Source organism: Pseudophaeobacter arcticus DSM 23566 (genome assembly GCF_000473205.1).
GTDB classification, from domain to species: Bacteria; Pseudomonadota; Alphaproteobacteria; order Rhodobacterales; family Rhodobacteraceae; genus Pseudophaeobacter; species Pseudophaeobacter arcticus.
The window spans coordinates 271550-289229 of record NZ_KI421507.1 but is presented as its reverse complement, the minus strand read 5'-3'; the positions used below and the strand labels follow the sequence as shown (position 1 = coordinate 289229).

17 protein-coding genes and 1 pseudogene are annotated in these 17680 nt (G+C 57.3%); 10 read left to right on the top strand and 8 right to left on the bottom strand.

Annotated features, from left to right (window positions below):
• Positions 1–72: 72 nt before the first annotated feature.
• Positions 73–1170, bottom strand: a complete 1098-nt coding sequence (gene ychF / locus ARCT_RS0105480) for a redox-regulated ATPase YchF (RefSeq protein WP_027239160.1) — start codon at positions 1168–1170, stop codon at positions 73–75.
• 222 nt (positions 1171–1392) lie between these two features.
• Between ychF and ARCT_RS0105475 the strand changes: the two genes are divergently transcribed.
• The 3 genes from ARCT_RS0105475 (at position 1393) to ARCT_RS0105465 (ending at position 4078) form a co-directional block, all read left to right on the top strand.
• A complete protein-coding gene (locus tag ARCT_RS0105475) occupies positions 1393–1887 on the top strand; it encodes an acyloxyacyl hydrolase (protein ID WP_036784476.1) in 495 nt (164 codons plus the stop codon).
• A gap of 90 nt (positions 1888–1977) precedes the next feature.
• A complete protein-coding gene (gene trpA / locus ARCT_RS0105470; RefSeq protein ID WP_027239158.1) occupies positions 1978–2769 on the top strand; it encodes a tryptophan synthase subunit alpha in 792 nt (263 codons plus the stop codon).
• Positions 2770–2911: 142 nt separating this feature from the next.
• Positions 2912–4078, top strand: coding sequence for an alpha-hydroxy acid oxidase (locus tag ARCT_RS0105465; RefSeq protein WP_027239157.1), 1167 nt, complete (start codon positions 2912–2914; stop codon positions 4076–4078).
• Between the two features lie 60 nt (positions 4079–4138).
• Here ARCT_RS0105465 and ARCT_RS0105460 read toward each other — a convergent pair whose 3' ends face one another.
• Positions 4139–4858 (bottom strand): HTTM domain-containing protein, encoded by a 720-nt coding sequence (locus ARCT_RS0105460; protein WP_240476255.1) that lies wholly within the window; start codon positions 4856–4858, stop codon positions 4139–4141.
• Positions 4855–5217: a hypothetical protein gene (locus tag ARCT_RS0105455; protein WP_205855518.1), complete on the bottom strand. Its 363-nt coding sequence runs from the start codon at positions 5215–5217 to the stop codon at positions 4855–4857. Before ARCT_RS0105455 ends, ARCT_RS0105460 begins: the two co-directional genes overlap by 4 nt.
• Before the next feature lie 443 nt (positions 5218–5660).
• Here ARCT_RS0105455 and ARCT_RS0105450 point away from each other — a divergent pair, with 443 nt between their 5' ends.
• The 7 genes and pseudogenes from ARCT_RS0105450 to ARCT_RS25495 all read left to right on the top strand — a co-directional run bounded on the left by ARCT_RS0105450 (position 5661) and on the right by ARCT_RS25495 (position 12336).
• The gene (locus tag ARCT_RS0105450) at positions 5661–6287 is read left to right on the top strand and encodes a 50S ribosomal protein L25/general stress protein Ctc (protein WP_027239154.1); all 627 of its coding nucleotides are present in this window, start codon (positions 5661–5663) and stop codon (positions 6285–6287) included.
• Positions 6288–7011: 724 nt separating this feature from the next.
• Entirely contained in the window at positions 7012–7770 is a 759-nt protein-coding gene (gene pth / locus ARCT_RS0105440; RefSeq protein ID WP_027239152.1) for an aminoacyl-tRNA hydrolase, read from the top strand.
• A gap of 77 nt (positions 7771–7847) precedes the next feature.
• Positions 7848–9011 carry a serine hydrolase domain-containing protein gene (locus ARCT_RS0105435; protein WP_027239151.1) on the top strand — a complete coding sequence of 388 codons (1164 nt, stop codon included), beginning with the start codon at positions 7848–7850 and terminating at the stop codon, positions 9009–9011.
• Positions 9012–9021: 10 nt separating this feature from the next.
• Positions 9022–9412 (top strand): annotated as a pseudogene (locus ARCT_RS25500) (DUF2237 family protein).
• Between the two features lie 144 nt (positions 9413–9556).
• Positions 9557–9880, top strand: a complete 324-nt coding sequence (locus ARCT_RS0105425; protein WP_027239150.1) for an antibiotic biosynthesis monooxygenase family protein — start codon at positions 9557–9559, stop codon at positions 9878–9880.
• 263 nt (positions 9881–10143) lie between these two features.
• The gene (locus ARCT_RS0105420; RefSeq protein WP_161631296.1) at positions 10144–10800 is read left to right on the top strand and encodes a histidine kinase N-terminal 7TM domain-containing protein; all 657 of its coding nucleotides are present in this window, start codon (positions 10144–10146) and stop codon (positions 10798–10800) included.
• A 6-nt stretch (positions 10801–10806) separates the two neighbouring features.
• Positions 10807–12336, top strand: coding sequence for an ATP-binding protein (locus ARCT_RS25495; RefSeq protein WP_161631295.1), 1530 nt, complete (start codon positions 10807–10809; stop codon positions 12334–12336).
• 389 nt (positions 12337–12725) lie between these two features.
• Here the strand turns inward: ARCT_RS25495 and trpB are convergent, their stop codons facing one another.
• The 5 genes from trpB to rpsA form a co-directional block, all read right to left on the bottom strand.
• Positions 12726–13985, bottom strand: a complete 1260-nt coding sequence (trpB, locus tag ARCT_RS0105410; protein ID WP_027239148.1) for a tryptophan synthase subunit beta — start codon at positions 13983–13985, stop codon at positions 12726–12728.
• Positions 13986–14142: 157 nt separating this feature from the next.
• Positions 14143–14811, bottom strand: a complete 669-nt coding sequence (locus ARCT_RS0105400) for a phosphoribosylanthranilate isomerase (protein WP_027239147.1) — start codon at positions 14809–14811, stop codon at positions 14143–14145.
• Positions 14812–14820: 9 nt separating this feature from the next.
• Positions 14821–15171: a lipopolysaccharide assembly protein LapA domain-containing protein gene (locus tag ARCT_RS0105395; RefSeq protein ID WP_027239146.1), complete on the bottom strand. Its 351-nt coding sequence runs from the start codon at positions 15169–15171 to the stop codon at positions 14821–14823.
• Positions 15172–15456 carry an integration host factor subunit beta gene (gene ihfB, locus ARCT_RS0105390; RefSeq protein WP_009811081.1) on the bottom strand — a complete coding sequence of 95 codons (285 nt, stop codon included), beginning with the start codon at positions 15454–15456 and terminating at the stop codon, positions 15172–15174. It lies immediately after the preceding gene.
• 411 nt (positions 15457–15867) lie between these two features.
• Positions 15868–17544, bottom strand: coding sequence for a 30S ribosomal protein S1 (rpsA, locus tag ARCT_RS0105385; protein WP_027239145.1), 1677 nt, complete (start codon positions 17542–17544; stop codon positions 15868–15870).
• Positions 17545–17680: the final 136 nt, after the last annotated feature.

Here is a 17680-nt window from a genome sequence, read left to right as displayed (position 1 = left end):
ATCTCTGCATGGGTGTTGTTGACATATCAGGTACACGGCCCCTGCGCGGCAGGGATCAAAACCGGATGGAGATCAGGTATTGAACAGGAAGTGCATCACATCGCCATCTTTCACGATGTAGGATTTCCCCTCGGCCCGCATCTTGCCAGCCTCTTTGGCACCCTGTTCCCCATTGCAGGCAATAAAGTCCTCATAGGCGATGGTTTCGGCCCGGATAAAGCCTTTTTCAAAATCCCCGTGGATGACACCGGCAGCCTGCGGCCCAGAGGTGCCCTGACGGATTGTCCAGGCGCGCGCCTCTTTCGGGCCGACGGTGAAATAGGTTTCCAGGTGCAACAACTCATAGCCCGCCCGAATAAGCCGGTCGAGCCCCGCTTCCTCAAGCCCCATTTCCTCAAGAAACATCTGAGCTTCGTCCGCTTCGAGCTGGCTGATTTCTTCTTCGATCTGCGCCGAAATAATCACATGTGAGTTACCCTGCGCCGCCGCCATTGCCGCGACTTTGGCAGAATATTCATTGCCCACGGCTGATTCCGACTCACCTACGTTGCAGACGTAGAGAACCGGTTTGGTGGTCAGCAGCTGCAACATTCTCCAGGCTTTGGCGTCGTCTTCGTCCACCTCCACCAGACGGGCAGGCTTTCCCTCTTCCAGCATTTTCTGGGCTTCGGCCAGCAAACGCTCTTGTTGCTGGGCCTCTTTGTCATTGCCTTTCAGCTTGCGTACCAGGTTGGCACGGCGCTTTTCGATGCTCTCTAGGTCCGCCAGCATCAGCTCGGTCTCGATGGTTTCCGCATCCGCAACCGGATCAACACGCCCCTCAACATGGGTCACGTCGCCATCCTCGAAACAGCGTAAAACATGCGCAATTGCATCGGTTTCACGGATATTGGCCAGGAACTGGTTGCCCAGGCCTTCGCCTTTGGATGCACCTTTGACCAGACCCGCAATATCAACAAATGTCATCCGGGTTGGGATGATCTGCTTGGAGCCGGAAACTGCGGCCAGCTTGTCCAGGCGGCTGTCCGGCACGCCAACTTCGCCCACATTGGGCTCGATGGTGCAGAACGGAAAATTCGCGGCCTGCGCCGATGCGGTTTTGGTCAATGCGTTGAACAAGGTCGACTTGCCGACGTTCGGCAGGCCCACAATTCCCATTTTAAAGCCCATCTCAGCCTCCTGATGCCATTTGGCAATGGCTTCTAGGCAGCATTGCGCCCCGGCGCAAGCCAGCATTGCCCCAGACGACGCGCGCGCGGGTCTCTTGACCCACTGCATCACAATGTTAGATGTGAAAAACTTCACTTATTATATCATAAACGTGTGCGCAGGTTTAAATCGCCAATTGTGATCCTACCTCCTCCCAAGTTCCATGACGTTTTGGGGAAAGACATGAAAAATAGAATTCTTCTCTCTGCTGTTCTTACCGCAGGGCTGGCGAGCTCCGCCATTGGCCAGGAAATTGTTCTTGGTGCAGGTTACTCCGACTATTCACTGCGGGGCGCAGAGGATGGTTTGATCCTGTCGATGGAGTACAACCACCGCCCTTTCTACGAAGGCAAGGTCTTTTCTGCCCGACTGGCCGGCGCGGTTGAAGTGGTTGACACAGGCGATGCCTTCTTGGGGGGCGGGCTAAGTGGCAAATGGGACCTGCAACAGGATTGGTTTGTCGAGGCCAGCGTTTTACCCGGAGCCTTTATCGAAGGCACCGCCTTGAATGATCTTGGCTCCACCTTTGAAATCCGCAGCCAGCTTGCGGTTGGCAAACAGTTCAAAAACGGCAAGGCGATCTCCCTGGCACTCAGCCATAAATCCAATGCCTCGACCTCCTCCGTCAATCCTGGTGTAAATAGTTTGACCCTGCGCTGGCATATTCCGCTGAACTAGCGGGTCAAAACGCAAATGGGCACTGCGTCGGGATTGATTTCCCTTGCAACTTTCGGCACACCGGAGCGGTAAGTTGCAAGAGGCCCTACCATGACCCGTATTGACGCCAAATTCGCCGATCTCAAAGCTGCCGGCAAAAAGGCCTTTGTGTCCTATGTCATGGCTGGTGACCCAGACTATGAACGCTCGCTGGAGCTGGTAAAGGGCCTGCCGGGTGCTGGTGTCGATATCATCGAACTTGGCCTGCCTTTCACCGATCCGATGGCCGATGGCCCCACCATTCAGCTGGCTGGTCAGCGTGCGCTTGATGGCGGCATGACCCTGGAAAAGACGCTGCAGCTGGCGGCTGAGTTCCGCAAGGATGACGACAGCACACCCATCGTTTTGATGGGCTACTACAACCCGATCTACAATCGAGGTGTCGAAAAGTTCCTGGTGGATGCCAAAGCCGCCGGCATCGACGGGTTGATTGTGGTGGATCTGCCCCCTGAAGAAGACGAAGAGCTGTGCATTCCGGCACAAAAAGCGGGCTTGAACTTCATCCGTCTGGCGACACCAACAACCGATGACAAACGCCTGCCCACCGTGCTGCAGAACACCTCTGGGTTTGTTTACTATGTCTCCGTCACCGGCATCACCGGCGCCGCCGAGGCACAGGCGGGCGATGTCGGCCCTGAAGTGGCCCGCATCAAGGCCTCTACCGATCTGCCGGTCATTGTTGGCTTTGGTATCAACACACCGGAAAAGGCGCAAAATATTGCCTCGATCTCTGACGGGGCTGTGGTCGGCAGCGCCATCGTCAGCCAGATGGCCAGCGGCAAACCCGTGTCGCAAGTGCTGGATTTTGTAAAATCCCTCGCGGATGGCGCCCACAGAGGCTGACCAACCAACCCAGGTCTAAAACTGAACAAGGTCGCGCCTTCGGGTGCGACCTTTTGCATTTTCGCGAATGTCACGCTGAGTGTTGCAGTGGATGTTAAAAATTGGTAAGGAAACTTTACCACATCATAGCGAGGGCTTATCCGTGCCGGTAATCACCAACATTCAGGATCTGAAACGCATCTACGAGCGGCGGGTGCCGCGGATGTTTTTTGACTATGCGGAAAGCGGCAGCTGGACCGAACAGACCTTTCGCGAAAACACCTCTGATTTTGAGCAGATCCGCCTGCGTCAGCGGGTTGCGGTGGATATGTCAGGGCGCAGCACCGCCGGGCAGATGATCGGCGAAGACGTCTCCATGCCAGTGGCCCTGGCGCCGGTTGGGCTGACCGGCATGCAACATGCCGATGGCGAGATCAAAGCCGCCAAGGCCGCCGAAGCTTTTGGTGTGCCCTTTACACTTTCCACCATGTCGATCAACTCGATCGAGGATGTGGCCGAGGCCACCACCAAACCCTTCTGGTTCCAGCTCTATACCATGAATGACGCAGACTATGTGCGTCGACTGATCCAACGGGCCAAGGATGCCAAATGTTCGGCTCTGGTGATTACCCTGGATTTGCAGATTCTCGGTCAGCGTCACAAGGATCTGAAAAACGGCCTGTCCGCCCCGCCAAAGCTGACACCCAAAACCATTGCCAACCTGATGACAAAATGGACCTGGGGCCTGCAGATGCTCGGCGCCAAGCGGCGTGACTTTGGCAATATCGTCGGCCATGTCGAGGGCATATCGGATGCCTCTTCGCTGGGGGCCTGGACGGCTGAACAATTTGACCTGTCGCTGGACTGGGGCAAAATCGCCAAGCTCAAGGAAATGTGGGGCGGCAAGGTGATCCTGAAAGGCATCCTGGATGCCGAAGACGCCAAGATGGCCGTCAAAGTGGGCGCTGATGCAATTGTTGTCTCCAACCACGGCGGCCGCCAGCTGGACGGCGCGCTGAGCTCGATCCGGATGTTGCCCCAGATCATGGATGCGGTCGGCGGCGAGGTCGAGGTCATCCTGGACAGCGGCATCCGCTCTGGCCAGGACGTGCTGAAATCGCTGGCCATGGGCGCCTCTGGCACCATGATTGGCCGCGCCTTTGTCTACGGGCTGGGCGCGATGGGGCAAAAGGGCGTCACCACGGCACTGGAGGTGATCCACAAAGAGCTGGACACCACCATGGCGCTCTGTGGCGAACGTGACATTGCCAACCTCGGGCGGCATAACCTGCTCATCCCCAAGGATTTTGAAGGCAATTGGCAGGACTGATCCGGGACTGATCCGGGACTGAGCCAAGGCAGACCTGGGGCAGACCTGGGCCCGATCCAATTAAAAAATCCGGTCCTGAAACCAGATCAGGGCCGGATAGGCACAAAGCCAGATCCAGAAAAACCGGTTCAGACCAAAAAAGCAGGCGTTGGAAAAGTGAAAGCCGGCGGCGCAAAGAAGCGCCAGTTTCAGCGCCACGGGATCCAGCAGCGCCAGCGGAAAGACCAGCTCGAACAGGATCACCGCCCAGCCCATCACAAACAAAAAACGCGGATGATCCGCCAGCCCCCGAAGCCCCTCGCTCACCGGATAGGCGGAAAAGCGAAAGACATCGCGCAGGGCCTCCCCACGTTGCCATTCCGGGTTCACCAGCTTGACCCAGCCCGAGACAAAATAGGACAGCACCAGCTGCACCGCCAGATAGGACAGTGCCATCTCCTGCCAGAACGGTGTTGGAGCCAGATGTGCCAGACTCAGACAGCTGAGGATCAGCATGGTCATCTTGTCGCTGCCGCCATTATAGGGCCCCTGATAGCGCCAAAGCATGGCCAAGCTGATCCCCCAAAGCCCCCAGACCGGCCAGGCACCACCAATGCCTCCCCCCATGACGGCACAAAGCAACAGGCGCGGCACAAAGATCCTCCGATCCTGCAGCCCCGATCGCCCCAGTGCCAGATGCTCCAGGCTTTGCTGGGCAATGGCAAAGGCCAGCATAGGCTGCATCCAGCCCATCGCCTGCGCCGCTGTCAGCCCCTGCCGCAAGACCTCCATGCCGCTCATGTCGCCGCCTCTTGCAGGGCAGACAGGGAAACAGGCCTACTCTCATATTCCACCAGCTTTACCATCCGCATCCCCTCACGCGACAGGAAGACAAGGCGAAATTGCAGGGTCTGTGGTCCTGGCGGCAGCTGCCGGGCAACGCGCAGATTTATCTCGTCGACACTGTGCTGGCTGGGGGCTTCAATCAACCGCTCGGCACAACTGACCAGATAGAGCTGCTCATTCCAAGCCGGGTTCCACAGCATACGGCGCAGGATCTGCCCCAGCCCAAGATGCGCAGGCCGAGGCCGGTCCTCCTGCCAGTCCCCAAAGCACTCGCCTTCTATCAAGCGATATTCAATCCGCGGCGAAGGTGCCACTGTCTTGAAAAACCGCCAGGAGGGAATCACGGTCGGCAAAAAAAGGGAGAGCAGATGCAGCACCTCAGCGGGCTCCGGAGATTGAACAGGGTTTCCAGACTAGCCCATGGCCTTTAACACTTCCCTTAGCCCATGCGGTTTTACCGCAGCTCCTATCTGTGCAACTCTGCGCTGCAGCTCGCATTTTTGCAGCTTCCTCCATTTCACTTGGACGCAAATATCCCGGGGGGAGGCCACAGGCCGGGGGGCAGCGCCCCCAACAGGCCGCAGGGCAGCGCCCCCATCAGGCCGCAGGGCAGCGCCCCCATCAGGCAAGGGGGCTGCCCTCCCCCCCGTCGCCGCGAATGCCCCCTTGCGAGAATCCCAAATCCCCTGTAAGCGCAGGCCTTCACGTGGAGTGACAGCCTTGGAGGCACTCCACCTAGATATATTGGAGACTACAAATGGCAAAAGAGATTCCTGATCTCGTCGCCGAGGAACGTGCGGGGACGGGCAAGGGCGCCGCTCGCGCAGCACGTCGTGCTGGCATGGTTCCTGGTGTTGTATACGGTGGTGACGCGGATCCCCTTTCGATCCAGATCCCCTTCAACGTTCTGTTGAAAAAGCTGAAAGCTGGCAAATTCAAGTCCACCCTGTGGAACCTGAAGGTTGAAGGCCAGGAAGACGTGCGCGTGATCTGCCGCGACGTTCAGCGTGATGTTGTCAAAGACCTGCCAACGCACATTGACCTGATGCGCCTGCGCCGGACTTCGGAAATCAACCTGTTCATCCCGGTTGAATTCATCAACGAAGACACCTGCCCCGGCGTCAAAAAAGGCGGCATGCTGGCCGTGGTTCGTCCTGAGGTCGAGCTGGTTGTCACCGCTGGCGATATTCCAGAGAAGCTTACAGTTGACCTGGCGAACAGCCAAATCGGCGACGTTATCACCATTTCGTCCATCGATCTGCCTACAGGCGCGCGTCCAACAATCGACCGTGACTTCGTTATTGCCAATATCGCGGCACCTGGTGGCATCTCTGCCGCTGATGACGACGAAGAAGGCGGCGACGAAAACGCAGCTGAAGAATAAGACCATCCCCCTTTGGGATGTGATGAAACGGGGTCCTTCGGGGCCCCGTTTTTGCCTCTGCCCCCCGTGTTCTGTTCCGGTGTTTTGTTTCAGGGCGCTTGTATGTTGACATCCTCTCCCCACGACGACGCGAGGCACGCGTCAAAAGTAAAACAACCCATAAATCCGCAAAAACTGTCCAAAAAAAGGGACAATCTCTAAAGAGAATCCGCTCTATTGCAAACCTCTCGTTTGCCTTTTGCAGCCAGAGTCCCATCTATCAAGAGTATGGGGTGATGTCAGATGTTGGACAGGTTAGAACAGGAAGAAGCCAAGCTGCGCAGAAGGCTTTTGTTCAGGATATTACGGGGGTTCAATTTTGATGCCCCAAGATTTCGCGGTGAGATCATATCAGACCCCATTCCGCGCCATTTGCTGGGCAAGGATGCGGACTATTCCTTGCCTCAGCGCGGCGCCCAAAGGTTCTGAAGCTCACGGCCTCTCAGACCACATAGCAGGCACAGGCACAGTTGACCTTTGCACAGCTAGGCTCCCTCCGCCGCCGCTGTTTTCTGTCTCCTGCCGATCGCTGCTCTGGATTTCCGCCAAAAACCGCGCCATATAGCATCACACTGCGTGACTTGGCGCCACGCCGACTTGCAAGCAGGCGAACAGGCCACTGGCTTGGCAGACCGTCGAGCGCACAGTCTGGGATCGCAGGCCGAAACTTGGGATGAGACTGGCTATGAAACTCTTTGTTGGGCTCGGAAACCCCGGTGCCAAATATGCCCGCAACCGTCACAATATCGGTTTTATGGCGCTGGATGAAATTGCTTCTGACCATGGGTTTTCGCCCTGGAAGGCCAAATTCCAGGGCCAGATCTGCGAGGGCACCCTGGGCGGCATAAAGGTATTACTGCTTAAGCCGCAGACCTTCATGAACCTCTCTGGCCAGTCCGTTGGCGAAGCCATGCGGTTTTACAAGCTGACCAGCGCAGATGTCATCGTGTTACACGATGAATTGGATCTGGCGCCGGGCAAATGCCGGGTCAAACAGGGCGGAGGCCATGCCGGCCACAACGGGCTGCGCTCGCTGCATTCACATATCGGTGCCGAGTATGGCCGGGTCCGGCTGGGGGTGGGACACCCTGGCCACAAAGATGCGGTCGCAGGCTATGTGCTGCGCGACTTTCCCAAGGCTGATGAGGTCTGGCTGGATGATCTGCTGCGCGGGATTTCGGATGGGGCTGCAGCGCTGGCAGCCGGGGATGGTGGCAAATTCATGAACGCGGTTTCCCTGCGCGTTGCACCGCCGCGCAGCTCTGGCGGCTCAAAACCAGCCACAGGCAAGAAACCCGCACCACAACCGGCCGCTGAAAAGCCTGCCTCACAGCCCTCCTCAAAACCTGCGCGCGCCCCTGCTTCGACCAAGGCACCGCAAGAACCTGACAGTGACAGTGACAGCCGATCTGCCCTGGAAAAGCTGGTACAGAAGTTCAAATAGCTGCCGGGTTCCGTCGCGTCGTCCTTTGGTGCCTGCCCCTGCCCGGTCTATGCCTATAGGAAAGGGAGAAACTGGACATGAAGAAACACTTCAAGCGACTGCTGCGTGCATTGGTGGTTTTTGCCATCCTTCTGGCCGGTTTTGGGATCTGGAAGCGGGAAGAGATCCAGCGCCTCTGGGCGGTGAATTCACTTTTTGCGGCGGAAAAGATCGTCAGCAACTTTTCCAATATGAATGCGGCCTTCCTGACCACCCCGGTTCTGCGCGGCAATGGCCCCGTCAGTGTATTGCCGAAGGGCCGCGAATTCCCCCTGCCCGCGGAAACCGAGGATTGGATCAAAAGCCGCTCAGTCACCTCGCTCCTGGTGCTGAAATCCGGCAAAATCCGCCATGAAAGCTACCATCTGGGAACCACGGAAACCGACCTGCGGATCTCCTGGTCGGTGGCAAAGAGCTATCTTTCGACATTGCTTGGGGTGCTAATGAAAGAGGGGGTCATCGCCTCGCTTGACGATCCGGTGACCAAATACGCCCCGCTATTGACCGGCAGCGCATATGACGGCGCAACCATCCGCAATGTGCTGAACATGGCCAGCGGCGTCACTTTTGACGAGGACTATCTGGACTATAATTCAGACATCAACCGCATGGGGCGCGAAATTGCACTGGGGGGCACGCTGGACCAGTTTGCCGCTGATCTGAGCGAAACCTTTGTCGCCCCCGGAGAACAATGGCAATATGTCTCGGTGGATACCCATGTCATCGGCATGGTGATCCGCGGTGCCACCGGGCAAAGCATCGCAACCTTGCTGCAGGACCGTATTGTCGCACCGCTGGGGCTGGAACAGGATCTCTACTACATCACCGATGGCGAGGGCGTTGCCTTTGTCCTGGGCGGGTTGAATATCACCACCCGCGACTATGCCCGCTTTGGTCTGATGATCGAACAGGATGGTCAATATAACGGCCAGCAAGTGGTTCCCGCCGATTGGATCGCAACCGCCACCGCCGCCTCTGCCCCGACCCAGCCAGGTAAGATTGGCTATGGCTATCAGTGGTGGATCCCCGTTGGCGCCGAGGAAGGTGAATTTCTGGCCAGGGGCGTTTATGGCCAATATATCTATATTGATCAGGCCCGTGACGTGGTCATTGTCAGCACCGCCGCCGATCGCAAGTTTCGCGAGGAAGGCGTCAACAAGATCAATATCGAAATGTTCCGAAAACTGGCAAGAATGTTGTAGACTAGGGATCATGAAACAGGATCAAAGCATAAATGTTCTGGGTGGGGGGGCTTGCGCCCTGCTCACTGGCGCCGCTCACCGGCTTTTTTCGCGACGGGCATTGCAACACCTGCACCCAGGATCAGGGCAGCCATACGGTTTGCGCCGTCATGACCGCCGAATTCCTCGCCTATTCAAAATATGTCGGCAATGATCTTTCCACCCCTCGCCCCGAATACGGCTTTGCCGGGTTGAAGCCTGGGGATCAGTGGTGCCTGTGCGCCAGTCGGTTCTTGCAGGCCGCTGACGAGGGCTGCGCGCCGCTGGTCCACCTCGAGGCGACCCATGCACGGGCCCTGGCCATTGTGCCTTTGCCGCTGTTGCAAAGCCACGCGATCAAGACCCCAGACCCGCACGCCTAAAAGGATGCGCCAGGTCTTCCACCGCGGCACCTAGGCCGTTGACCGGCGCCCCGTTTTGCCGCTATGGCACAGCGATAGCCAGCTAGGACCGTCCCTCGGCCACCCGACGCCAGCCTCTTTATCCACTCAGACAAGGAGACCGGCATGAGCTATATCGCCATGAACCGTTTTAAAATTCGCCCCGGCCGCGAAGAAGATTTTGAGAAGATTTGGAAAACCCGCGAATCCCACCTGAATGAACTGCCCGGCTTTCGTGAGTTCCGCCTGCTCAAAGGCGCCCAGAGCGACAAATTCAGCCTCTATTCCAGCCATGTTGTTTGGGACCGCCGCGAAGATTTTGATGCCTGGACCAAATCGGAACAATTTCGCGCCTCGCACCGCAATGCCGGGGCGCGCGAAGGGGAGAGCCCGATCCTGGGCCACCCCGAGTTCGAAGGTTTTGACACAGTACTTTATGAGACAGCCTGACCTGTTAGCTCGCGTTTGACTCAAATACCGACGGCCGACCCGGGAACCCGGGTTGGCCCTTGTGCATAGTTAAAGTAATATCGCAATTCTAGGCCCGCACTATTAACACTACGGCAACAAATTCGCATTCATATGTAAGTTATCATAAACCCACATCTTCGGTTTTGAGAATATCCTATGTATTTCCAGCGCTTTGCCTATCGGACTGCAAACCCAAGCTGCCGAGGTAGGCTATGAATTGTCTTGCGAACTTAGACATCAACTTGGCCGCCGGCGCCGCTGCTGCCCTATGGGCGGTTTGCTCCGTTGTTCTGATCCGGATTGCACGAAATATTCCCTTTGCTGGTCAACTCTCCTTTGTTCTGACCCTGGCAGCGATGCTGTGGTGGCTTTTCACAGTGGTACTCGATCTGGCTTCGCAAAGCGAAACCTGCAAGGTCGGATGGTCATTGGCGGCCTGGCCTGGAATAGTCCTGGTGCCTATCGCGTGGACATTCTTTGTCTTCGACTACACGATGAACACGTGCCGGATCCGCCGGCCGTTCCGGCTTCTAGCCTATATTGGCCTGCCAAGCCTGGTAAGCGCTATCGCCCTCACAAACCGCTGGACGCACCTGCTTTATGGACCAGACACCCGGCTTGTGACCGAGGCTGGCAATAGCTTCGTCATATTTGACCACGGGCCGCTTTTCTATGCGGTTGCTGCCACCCTATACATATTTCTGGTTGCCGCCTTGGGCCTGCTCGCTTTTGCCTTTCTCAAGGCGAAAAAAGTCATCCGGCCATTCATGGGCGCCTTGATCATCATCACGGCAGCTCCGGTGGTGGCCAATCTGGCTTATATCGGATGGGGGGTGACGATTTTCGGGTTCGACCCGACCCCGTTCACATTTGCAGTGTCACTCATCGCTTTGAGCTGACTGCTGGTGAACAATTCGATGATGGATACGGCTGCCCAGGGGCGGATCCTTATGTTCTACGCCACGCAGGATCCCGTGATCCTGGTGGATGCAGGTGGCCATTTTGTCAGTGCTAATCCTGCCGCGAAAGATTTTTTCAACCATCAGCTTCCGAAACATGGCGCAACTCTCGAACACTTGGAAGAAATCGGGCCGCTGCTGAAAGATCTCATAGCAACCGGAGATATCAACAGCGCTGCACCGATCAGGCTTGGTGGACGTGTCTTCGACCCGCGCGCGGTTCCGATTGACAGCCCGATCCAGGCCCAGGCTCCCCTGCTGGGCTGGTCCATCTCACTGGTCGATATCACGGAAAGAGAACGCTCCGCTGAGGCCCTTCGTGAAGCACTGGCGCATGCCGAGGCCGCCAACCGCGCGAAGACGCACTTCCTTGCCAACGTCAGCCATGAAATCCGCACCCCACTCAATGGTGTTCTTGGAATGGCGTCAGTCCTGAGCGACACGGCGCTAGATGAAGAGCAGCGCGAATTTCTGCAGGTCATCGAAGATTCGGGTCAGATCTTGCTCACGACGATTGGGGATGTCCTTGATCTGTCAAAGATCGAAGCCGGAAAGATGACGCTGGAAAACAGACCATTCGCGCTGCGGATTGCGCTTGAGGGCGCGCGTGCTCTCTTCTCCGCAAGGGCCAGAGAAAAGGGTCTAAGCCTGAGCGTAGAAATAGACGAAGATTTGCCAAAGGCCATTATTGGCGACGATCACCGGTTTCGTCAGGTGCTGCACAACCTCGTATCCAACGCGGTCAAATTCACCAAAACCGGGAGTGTCACGATCGCTGCAGAACCAGCAGATAACGGCGCGCTCCTGCTGGTTCGCGTCAGCGACACCGGACCAGGCGTGCCACGCGAAGCCCGGGACACGATCTTTCAGCCATTCCAGCAGGCGGATGGTGGTGATACCCGCAAATTCGGCGGTACCGGCCTTGGGCTTTCGATCTCCCGCCAGCTTTGCCAGCTGATGGGGGGCAGCCTGCAATTGGCAACCGGTGTTGAGCAGGGGGAAACCTTCGAAATACGACTGCCGCTGTTGCCGGCCACAGATGAACCGGAGGCAAAAACGCCGCCCGTCCTGCGTTCGGCTTCGGTTCCGGAACCCCCGGCGGTAGATGTTCTTGTGGTTGATGACAACAAGACGAACAGGCTCATCCTGCAGAAATTTCTGTCTTCCACATGCCGGGTCCAATCCGTCTCCAGCGGACCTGAGGCAATCGACTTGGCGCACTCATTTGCTTTCGATGTCATCTTGATGGATATTCAGATGCCGGAAATGGACGGTGTGGAAACCACGCAGAAAATCCGCTCCATTGAAAAGAAGATCGGCCGTGAACCCAGTTTCATTGTGGCCGTGACCGCGAACGCCATGCCGGAGCAGCTGAACCAATACCTGGCAGCGGACATGGATGATGTGCTGGCAAAGCCGGTGTCAAAAGCCCCTTTGCTCTCTCTTATCCAGGAGATCCGCAGCCAGGCTGCTTAGGCCTGTTTTGTTCGCCATAGACCGGTATGACCAAAGCAATTGCAGAGGATTGCACGGCCTGGCCGGACCGGCAAAATTGGGCTGGGGGCGGTCGCACCTTGTGAAAAACAGCAGCGCGCCACGGCGCGGCTGACATTGGTCCTATATGTTCGAGCGAACCAATGGCGCATAGTTAGATAACTTCGCTCCATGAGCTGTTGCTGCCCTCCTCTATGTGGCTGTCCTATCTACGCGACCAAACCCCGCAATAGCCGCAAAAATCGCACCGCAATCCAAAAACGGCGCCTCTTTTTGAGACGCCGTTCTTTGCTGATCTGCCAAAACCAACTGGCCTGTTAGGCCTGCCCGGTTTGGCCAGTCCGGGTTAGGCCGGTGGCCGCATCCAAGGATCAGTCCTCGAAGCTGCGGCCCTCTTCCGTGTCGGACATGTCAAAGCCCAGATGCTTGGCCACGGTAAAGACGTCCTTGTCGCCGCGCCCGCACATGTTCATCACGATGATATGGTCCGATGGCAACGCCGGGGCGATCTTCATCACATGGGCCAGCGCATGGCTGGGCTCCAGCGCCGGAATGATACCTTCCATTGCACAGGACAGCTGGAAGGCCTCCAGGGCTTCCTTGTCGGTGATCGAAACATATTCGGCGCGGCCCGTGTCGTGCAGCCAGGAGTGCTCTGGCCCGATACCGGGATAGTCCAGACCGGCAGAAATCGAGAAGCCTTCCTGGATCTGACCATCCTCGTCCTGCAACAGATAGGTACGGTTGCCGTGCAGCACACCGGGGCGACCACCTGTCAGCGAGGCACAGTGCTGCATCCGGTCATCGACCCCTTTGCCGCCGGCCTCAACGCCGATGATCTTGACCGATTTGTCATCGAGGAAAGGGTGGAACAAGCCGATGGCATTGGAGCCACCGCCGATCGCCGCAATCAGCGTATCTGGCAGGCGGCCTTCGCCTTCTTGTTCGGCCAGCTGCCAGCGCACCTCTTTGCCGATGATCGACTGGAAATCACGAACCAGCGCCGGATAGGGATGGGGACCAGCCGCGGTTCCGATGCAATAGAAGGTATCGTTGACGTTGGTCACCCAGTCGCGCAGCGCGTCGTTCATCGCATCCTTCAGGGTGCCACGCCCCGAGGTGACCGGGATCACTTCAGCGCCCAAGAGGCGCATACGGAACACATTGGGGGCCTGACGCTTCACATCATGCGCGCCCATGTAGACCACACATTGCAAACCAAACTTGGCACAGACGGTTGCCGTGGCAACCCCGTGCTGGCCAGCACCGGTTTCCGCAATGATGCGGGACTTGCCCATGCGCCGCGCCAGCAGGATCTGACCCAACACATTGTTGATCTTATGCGCGCCGGTGTGATTCAGCTCGTCGCGCTTCATGTAGATCTTGGCACCGCCCAGATGACTGCTCAGGCGCTCAGCGTGGTACAGCGGGCTGGGGCGGCCAACATAGTGCTTCCACAGGTCATCCATTTCCGCCCAAAAGCTGGGATCGTCCTTGGCCCGGTTGTATTCCTCTTCCAGGCTGAGGATCAGCGGCATCAAGGTTTCCGAGACAAACCGCCCGCCAAAGATGCCAAAGCGACCTTTTTCGTCAGGTCCGTTCATAAAGCTGTTGAAGAGATCGTTTGCCATGGTTCTTCCCCTTGTCGCAGCACTGGTCGCAGCGCTGGATATGACTAGCGCGCGGGCGGCGGCGGGTAAAGAGAGGCAGGGCAGGATTCTGTCTGACGGGCCGCAGATTTACCCAACGGCTCCTGCGTAGCCTGTCCACAGGCCAGCCGACCGCGGGCTAGGCACCTACAGACTGGGCAACTACAGACTGGGCAGCCGCGCTAAACCGGGCAATCAGCGCGGCATCTTTTTGCCCCGGCGCGGTCTCGACACCAGAGGAAACATCAACCTGACGGGCGCCGGTCATGCGCAGGGCCTCGGCAACATTGTCGGGAGTGAGCCCGCCCGCCAGCATCCAGGGGCGCTGCCAGTATTTGCGCCCGGCCAGCAGGCGCCAATCAAAGGCCAGCCCGTTGCCGCCCGGCAGATCAGCGTCCTTTGGTGGTTTGGCATCAATCAGCAATTGGTCAGCAACCTGAGAGTACAGGTCGATCTGTGGCAGATCTGCGGCATCTGCAACGCCAATTGCCTTCATTACTGGCAAGCCATAGCGCGCTTTGACCTCGGCAACCCGCTCTGGGCTCTCGCTGCCATGCAGCTGCAACATGTCCAGAGGCACCGCATCGGTCAGGGCGTCCAGCATGGCGTCATCGGCATTCACCGTCAGCGCCACTTTGCACAGGCCAACGGGAACCTCCAGCGCCAGGCCGACAGCCTGTTCAATGGAAATATTGCGCGGCGATTTTGGAAAGAACACAAAACCGACATAGGCAGCGCCAGCGGCAGCGGCAGCAGCGACATCCTGCGGGCTTTTGAGCCCACAGATCTTTACCCGAATAGCACTCATCCGCTTTGCTCAGCTGGCCTCTTCCAGAAGGGCCAGAACCTCGTCCTTGCCCTCGTGTTTTTGCTGCTTCAGCTTTTTCACTTCGCGCGAGAGTTTCTTCACTTCGCGATTCTGCGTGCTGACGGCGCGGCGGTGTTTATGCTCGCGGATCCACTCCCAGATAAACCCAACGACCAGACCAGCCCCAAGACCACCCAAGACCACCATAAACAATGGCAGAGAGACTGAGGGGTTCACCCCGACAAATTCAGCAACCGCATCAGGCAGCAGCTTCAACGCAACGATTGAGCGGTTTGCAATACAAACCGAAACCAACAGAATTCCCAGGGCTCCCAGGATAGCGTAGCGAATATAACGCATTTAGGCCTTTCCGTTCAGGCGATCCCTCAAGAGCTTACCGGTCTTGAAGAACGGAACATGTTTTTCTTCAACTTGGACTGTTTCACCGGTGCGTGGGTTGCGGCCAACCCGCGAGTCCCTTTGTTTGACCGAGAACGCCCCAAAGCCGCGCAATTCAACCCGGTCCCCCCGAGACATCGCATCGGTCACTTCCTCAAACACCGTATTCACGATCCTTTCGACATCCCGCTGATACAGGTGCGGGTTTTCGTCTGCAATCTTCTGAATCAATTCAGAGCGGATCATACTTACTGCCCTCCCAAAACTACGCAAGCCTTTGTCGGCTAACGACAACTATAGGTCCAAAAGCCCCATCTAGGAACCAAAACAGGGGACAGTTGGCTGATATTTGCCCTGCAAAATTCGTCAAACGACCACAAAATCACGATTTTGGCTGCTGCTGAAAGCAAAGCAGACGCAGCGAAGGCCTTAGTCGAGCGCCGCAAGCGCTGCGAGAAGTGATTGATTCGCAACCAGTTCCCCAGCGTTACTGGCCCTTTTTCGGGGCTCAATCAAAACGGGGAGAACGCCTAGCTGACCAACCCCGGACCCGTCACAACCGCCCATCGGAGTGGTGGAAATCCGCCCAAACGCAAACGGCCCCGCCAAAAAGGCAGGGCCGTTCAAAAGTTTTAGAACCTAAAGTACAGGTTGAAATTAGTCGTTGTTCAGAGCTGCGCCCAGGATATCGCCCAAGCTTGCGCCGGAATCCGAGGAACCATACTGCTCAACAGCTTCTTTTTCTTCTGCAATCTCGCGGGCTTTGATCGACAGACCCAGACGACGGGTCTTGCTGTCGACATTGGTGACGCGCACGTCGACCTTGTCGCCAACATTGAAGCGCTCGGGGCGCTGCTCTGCGCGATCACGGCTGAGGTCGGAACGACGGATGAAGCTCTTCATGCCTTCGTATTCAACTTCGATGCCGCCTTCTTCGATGGCAGTAACGTTCACGGTGACAATCGAGCCACGCTTCACGCCGCCAACGGCTTCAGCGAACTTGTCGCCGCCGAGGGCTTTGATCGACAGGGAGATACGCTCTTTTTCAACGTCCACTTCAGAGACAACGGCCGAAACCATGTCGCCTTTGCGGTAGTTCTGGATCGCATCTTCGCCGCGCTCGTCCCAGGACAGGTCGGACAGGTGAACCATGCCGTCGATGTCGCCGTCGAGACCAATGAACAGACCAAATTCGGTGATGTTCTTGACTTCGCCTTCGACTTCGGTGCCCTCGGGGTTGGATTCCGAGAAGACTTCCCATGGGTTGCGCTGTGTCTGCTTGAGACCCAGGGAAACGCGGCGCTTGGAGCCGTCGATTTCCAGAACCATGACGTCAACTTCCTGCGAAGTGGAGACGATCTTGCCGGGGTGCACGTTCTTCTTGGTCCAGGACATCTCAGAGACGTGGACCAGACCTTCGACACCGGGCTCCAGCTCAACAAATGCACCGTAATCGGTAATGTTGGTCACGCGGCCTTTGTGGACCGAAGAGAGCGGATATTTGGCGCCAACCAGATCCCATGGATCTTCCTGCAGCTGTTTCATGCCGAGGGAGATACGGTGGGTGTCTTTGTTGATCTTGATGACCTGAACCTTGACGGTTTCGCCGATCGCCAGGATCTCGGAAGGATGGTTCACACGACGCCATGCCATGTCGGTGACGTGCAGCAGGCCGTCTACGCCACCCAGGTCAACGAATGCACCGTATTCGGTGATGTTCTTGACCACGCCGTCAACAGAATCGCCTTCGGAGAGTTTGCCGATGACTTCGGCGCGCTGCTCGGCACGGGATTCTTCGAGGATCGCACGACGCGATACAACGATATTGCCACGACGACGGTCCATTTTCAGGATCTGGAAGGGCTGTTTCAGACCCATCAGAGGGCCAGCGTCGCGCACGGGGCGCACGTCAACTTGCGAACCTGGCAGGAAGGCAACTGCGCCACCCAGATCGACGGTAAAGCCACCTTTGACACGACCAAAGATCGCACCTTCGACGCGCTCGTCGTCGGCGTAGGCTTTTTCCAGACGGTCCCAGGCTTCTTCGCGGCGCGCCATCTCGCGAGAGATAACAGCTTCGCCACGGGCGTTTTCTGCGGAACGCAGGAAGACTTCTACCTCGTCACCAACAGCAATTTCAGGAGCTTCGCCAGGATTTGCGAATTCTTTCAGGTCAACGCGGCCTTCCATCTTGTAGCCTACGTCGATCAGGGCCTGGCCCGCTTCGATCGCGATAACCTTGCCTTTAACAACGGACCCCTCGTTTGGGGTATCCATTTCGAAGCTTTCGTTAAGAAGGGCTTCGAAGTCCTCCATAGATACGTTTTGAGCCATGAGGTCTCAGGTTTCCTTTACAAAGTTTTCTGGCCGTGCGGTTGTCTCCGCCGGTCTTGGGGTTTGGTCGCATGGGACGTGGCACAAAGGCATCTGGAGCAAACAAACACAAAGGGCCGGAACTCGCTCCGACCCT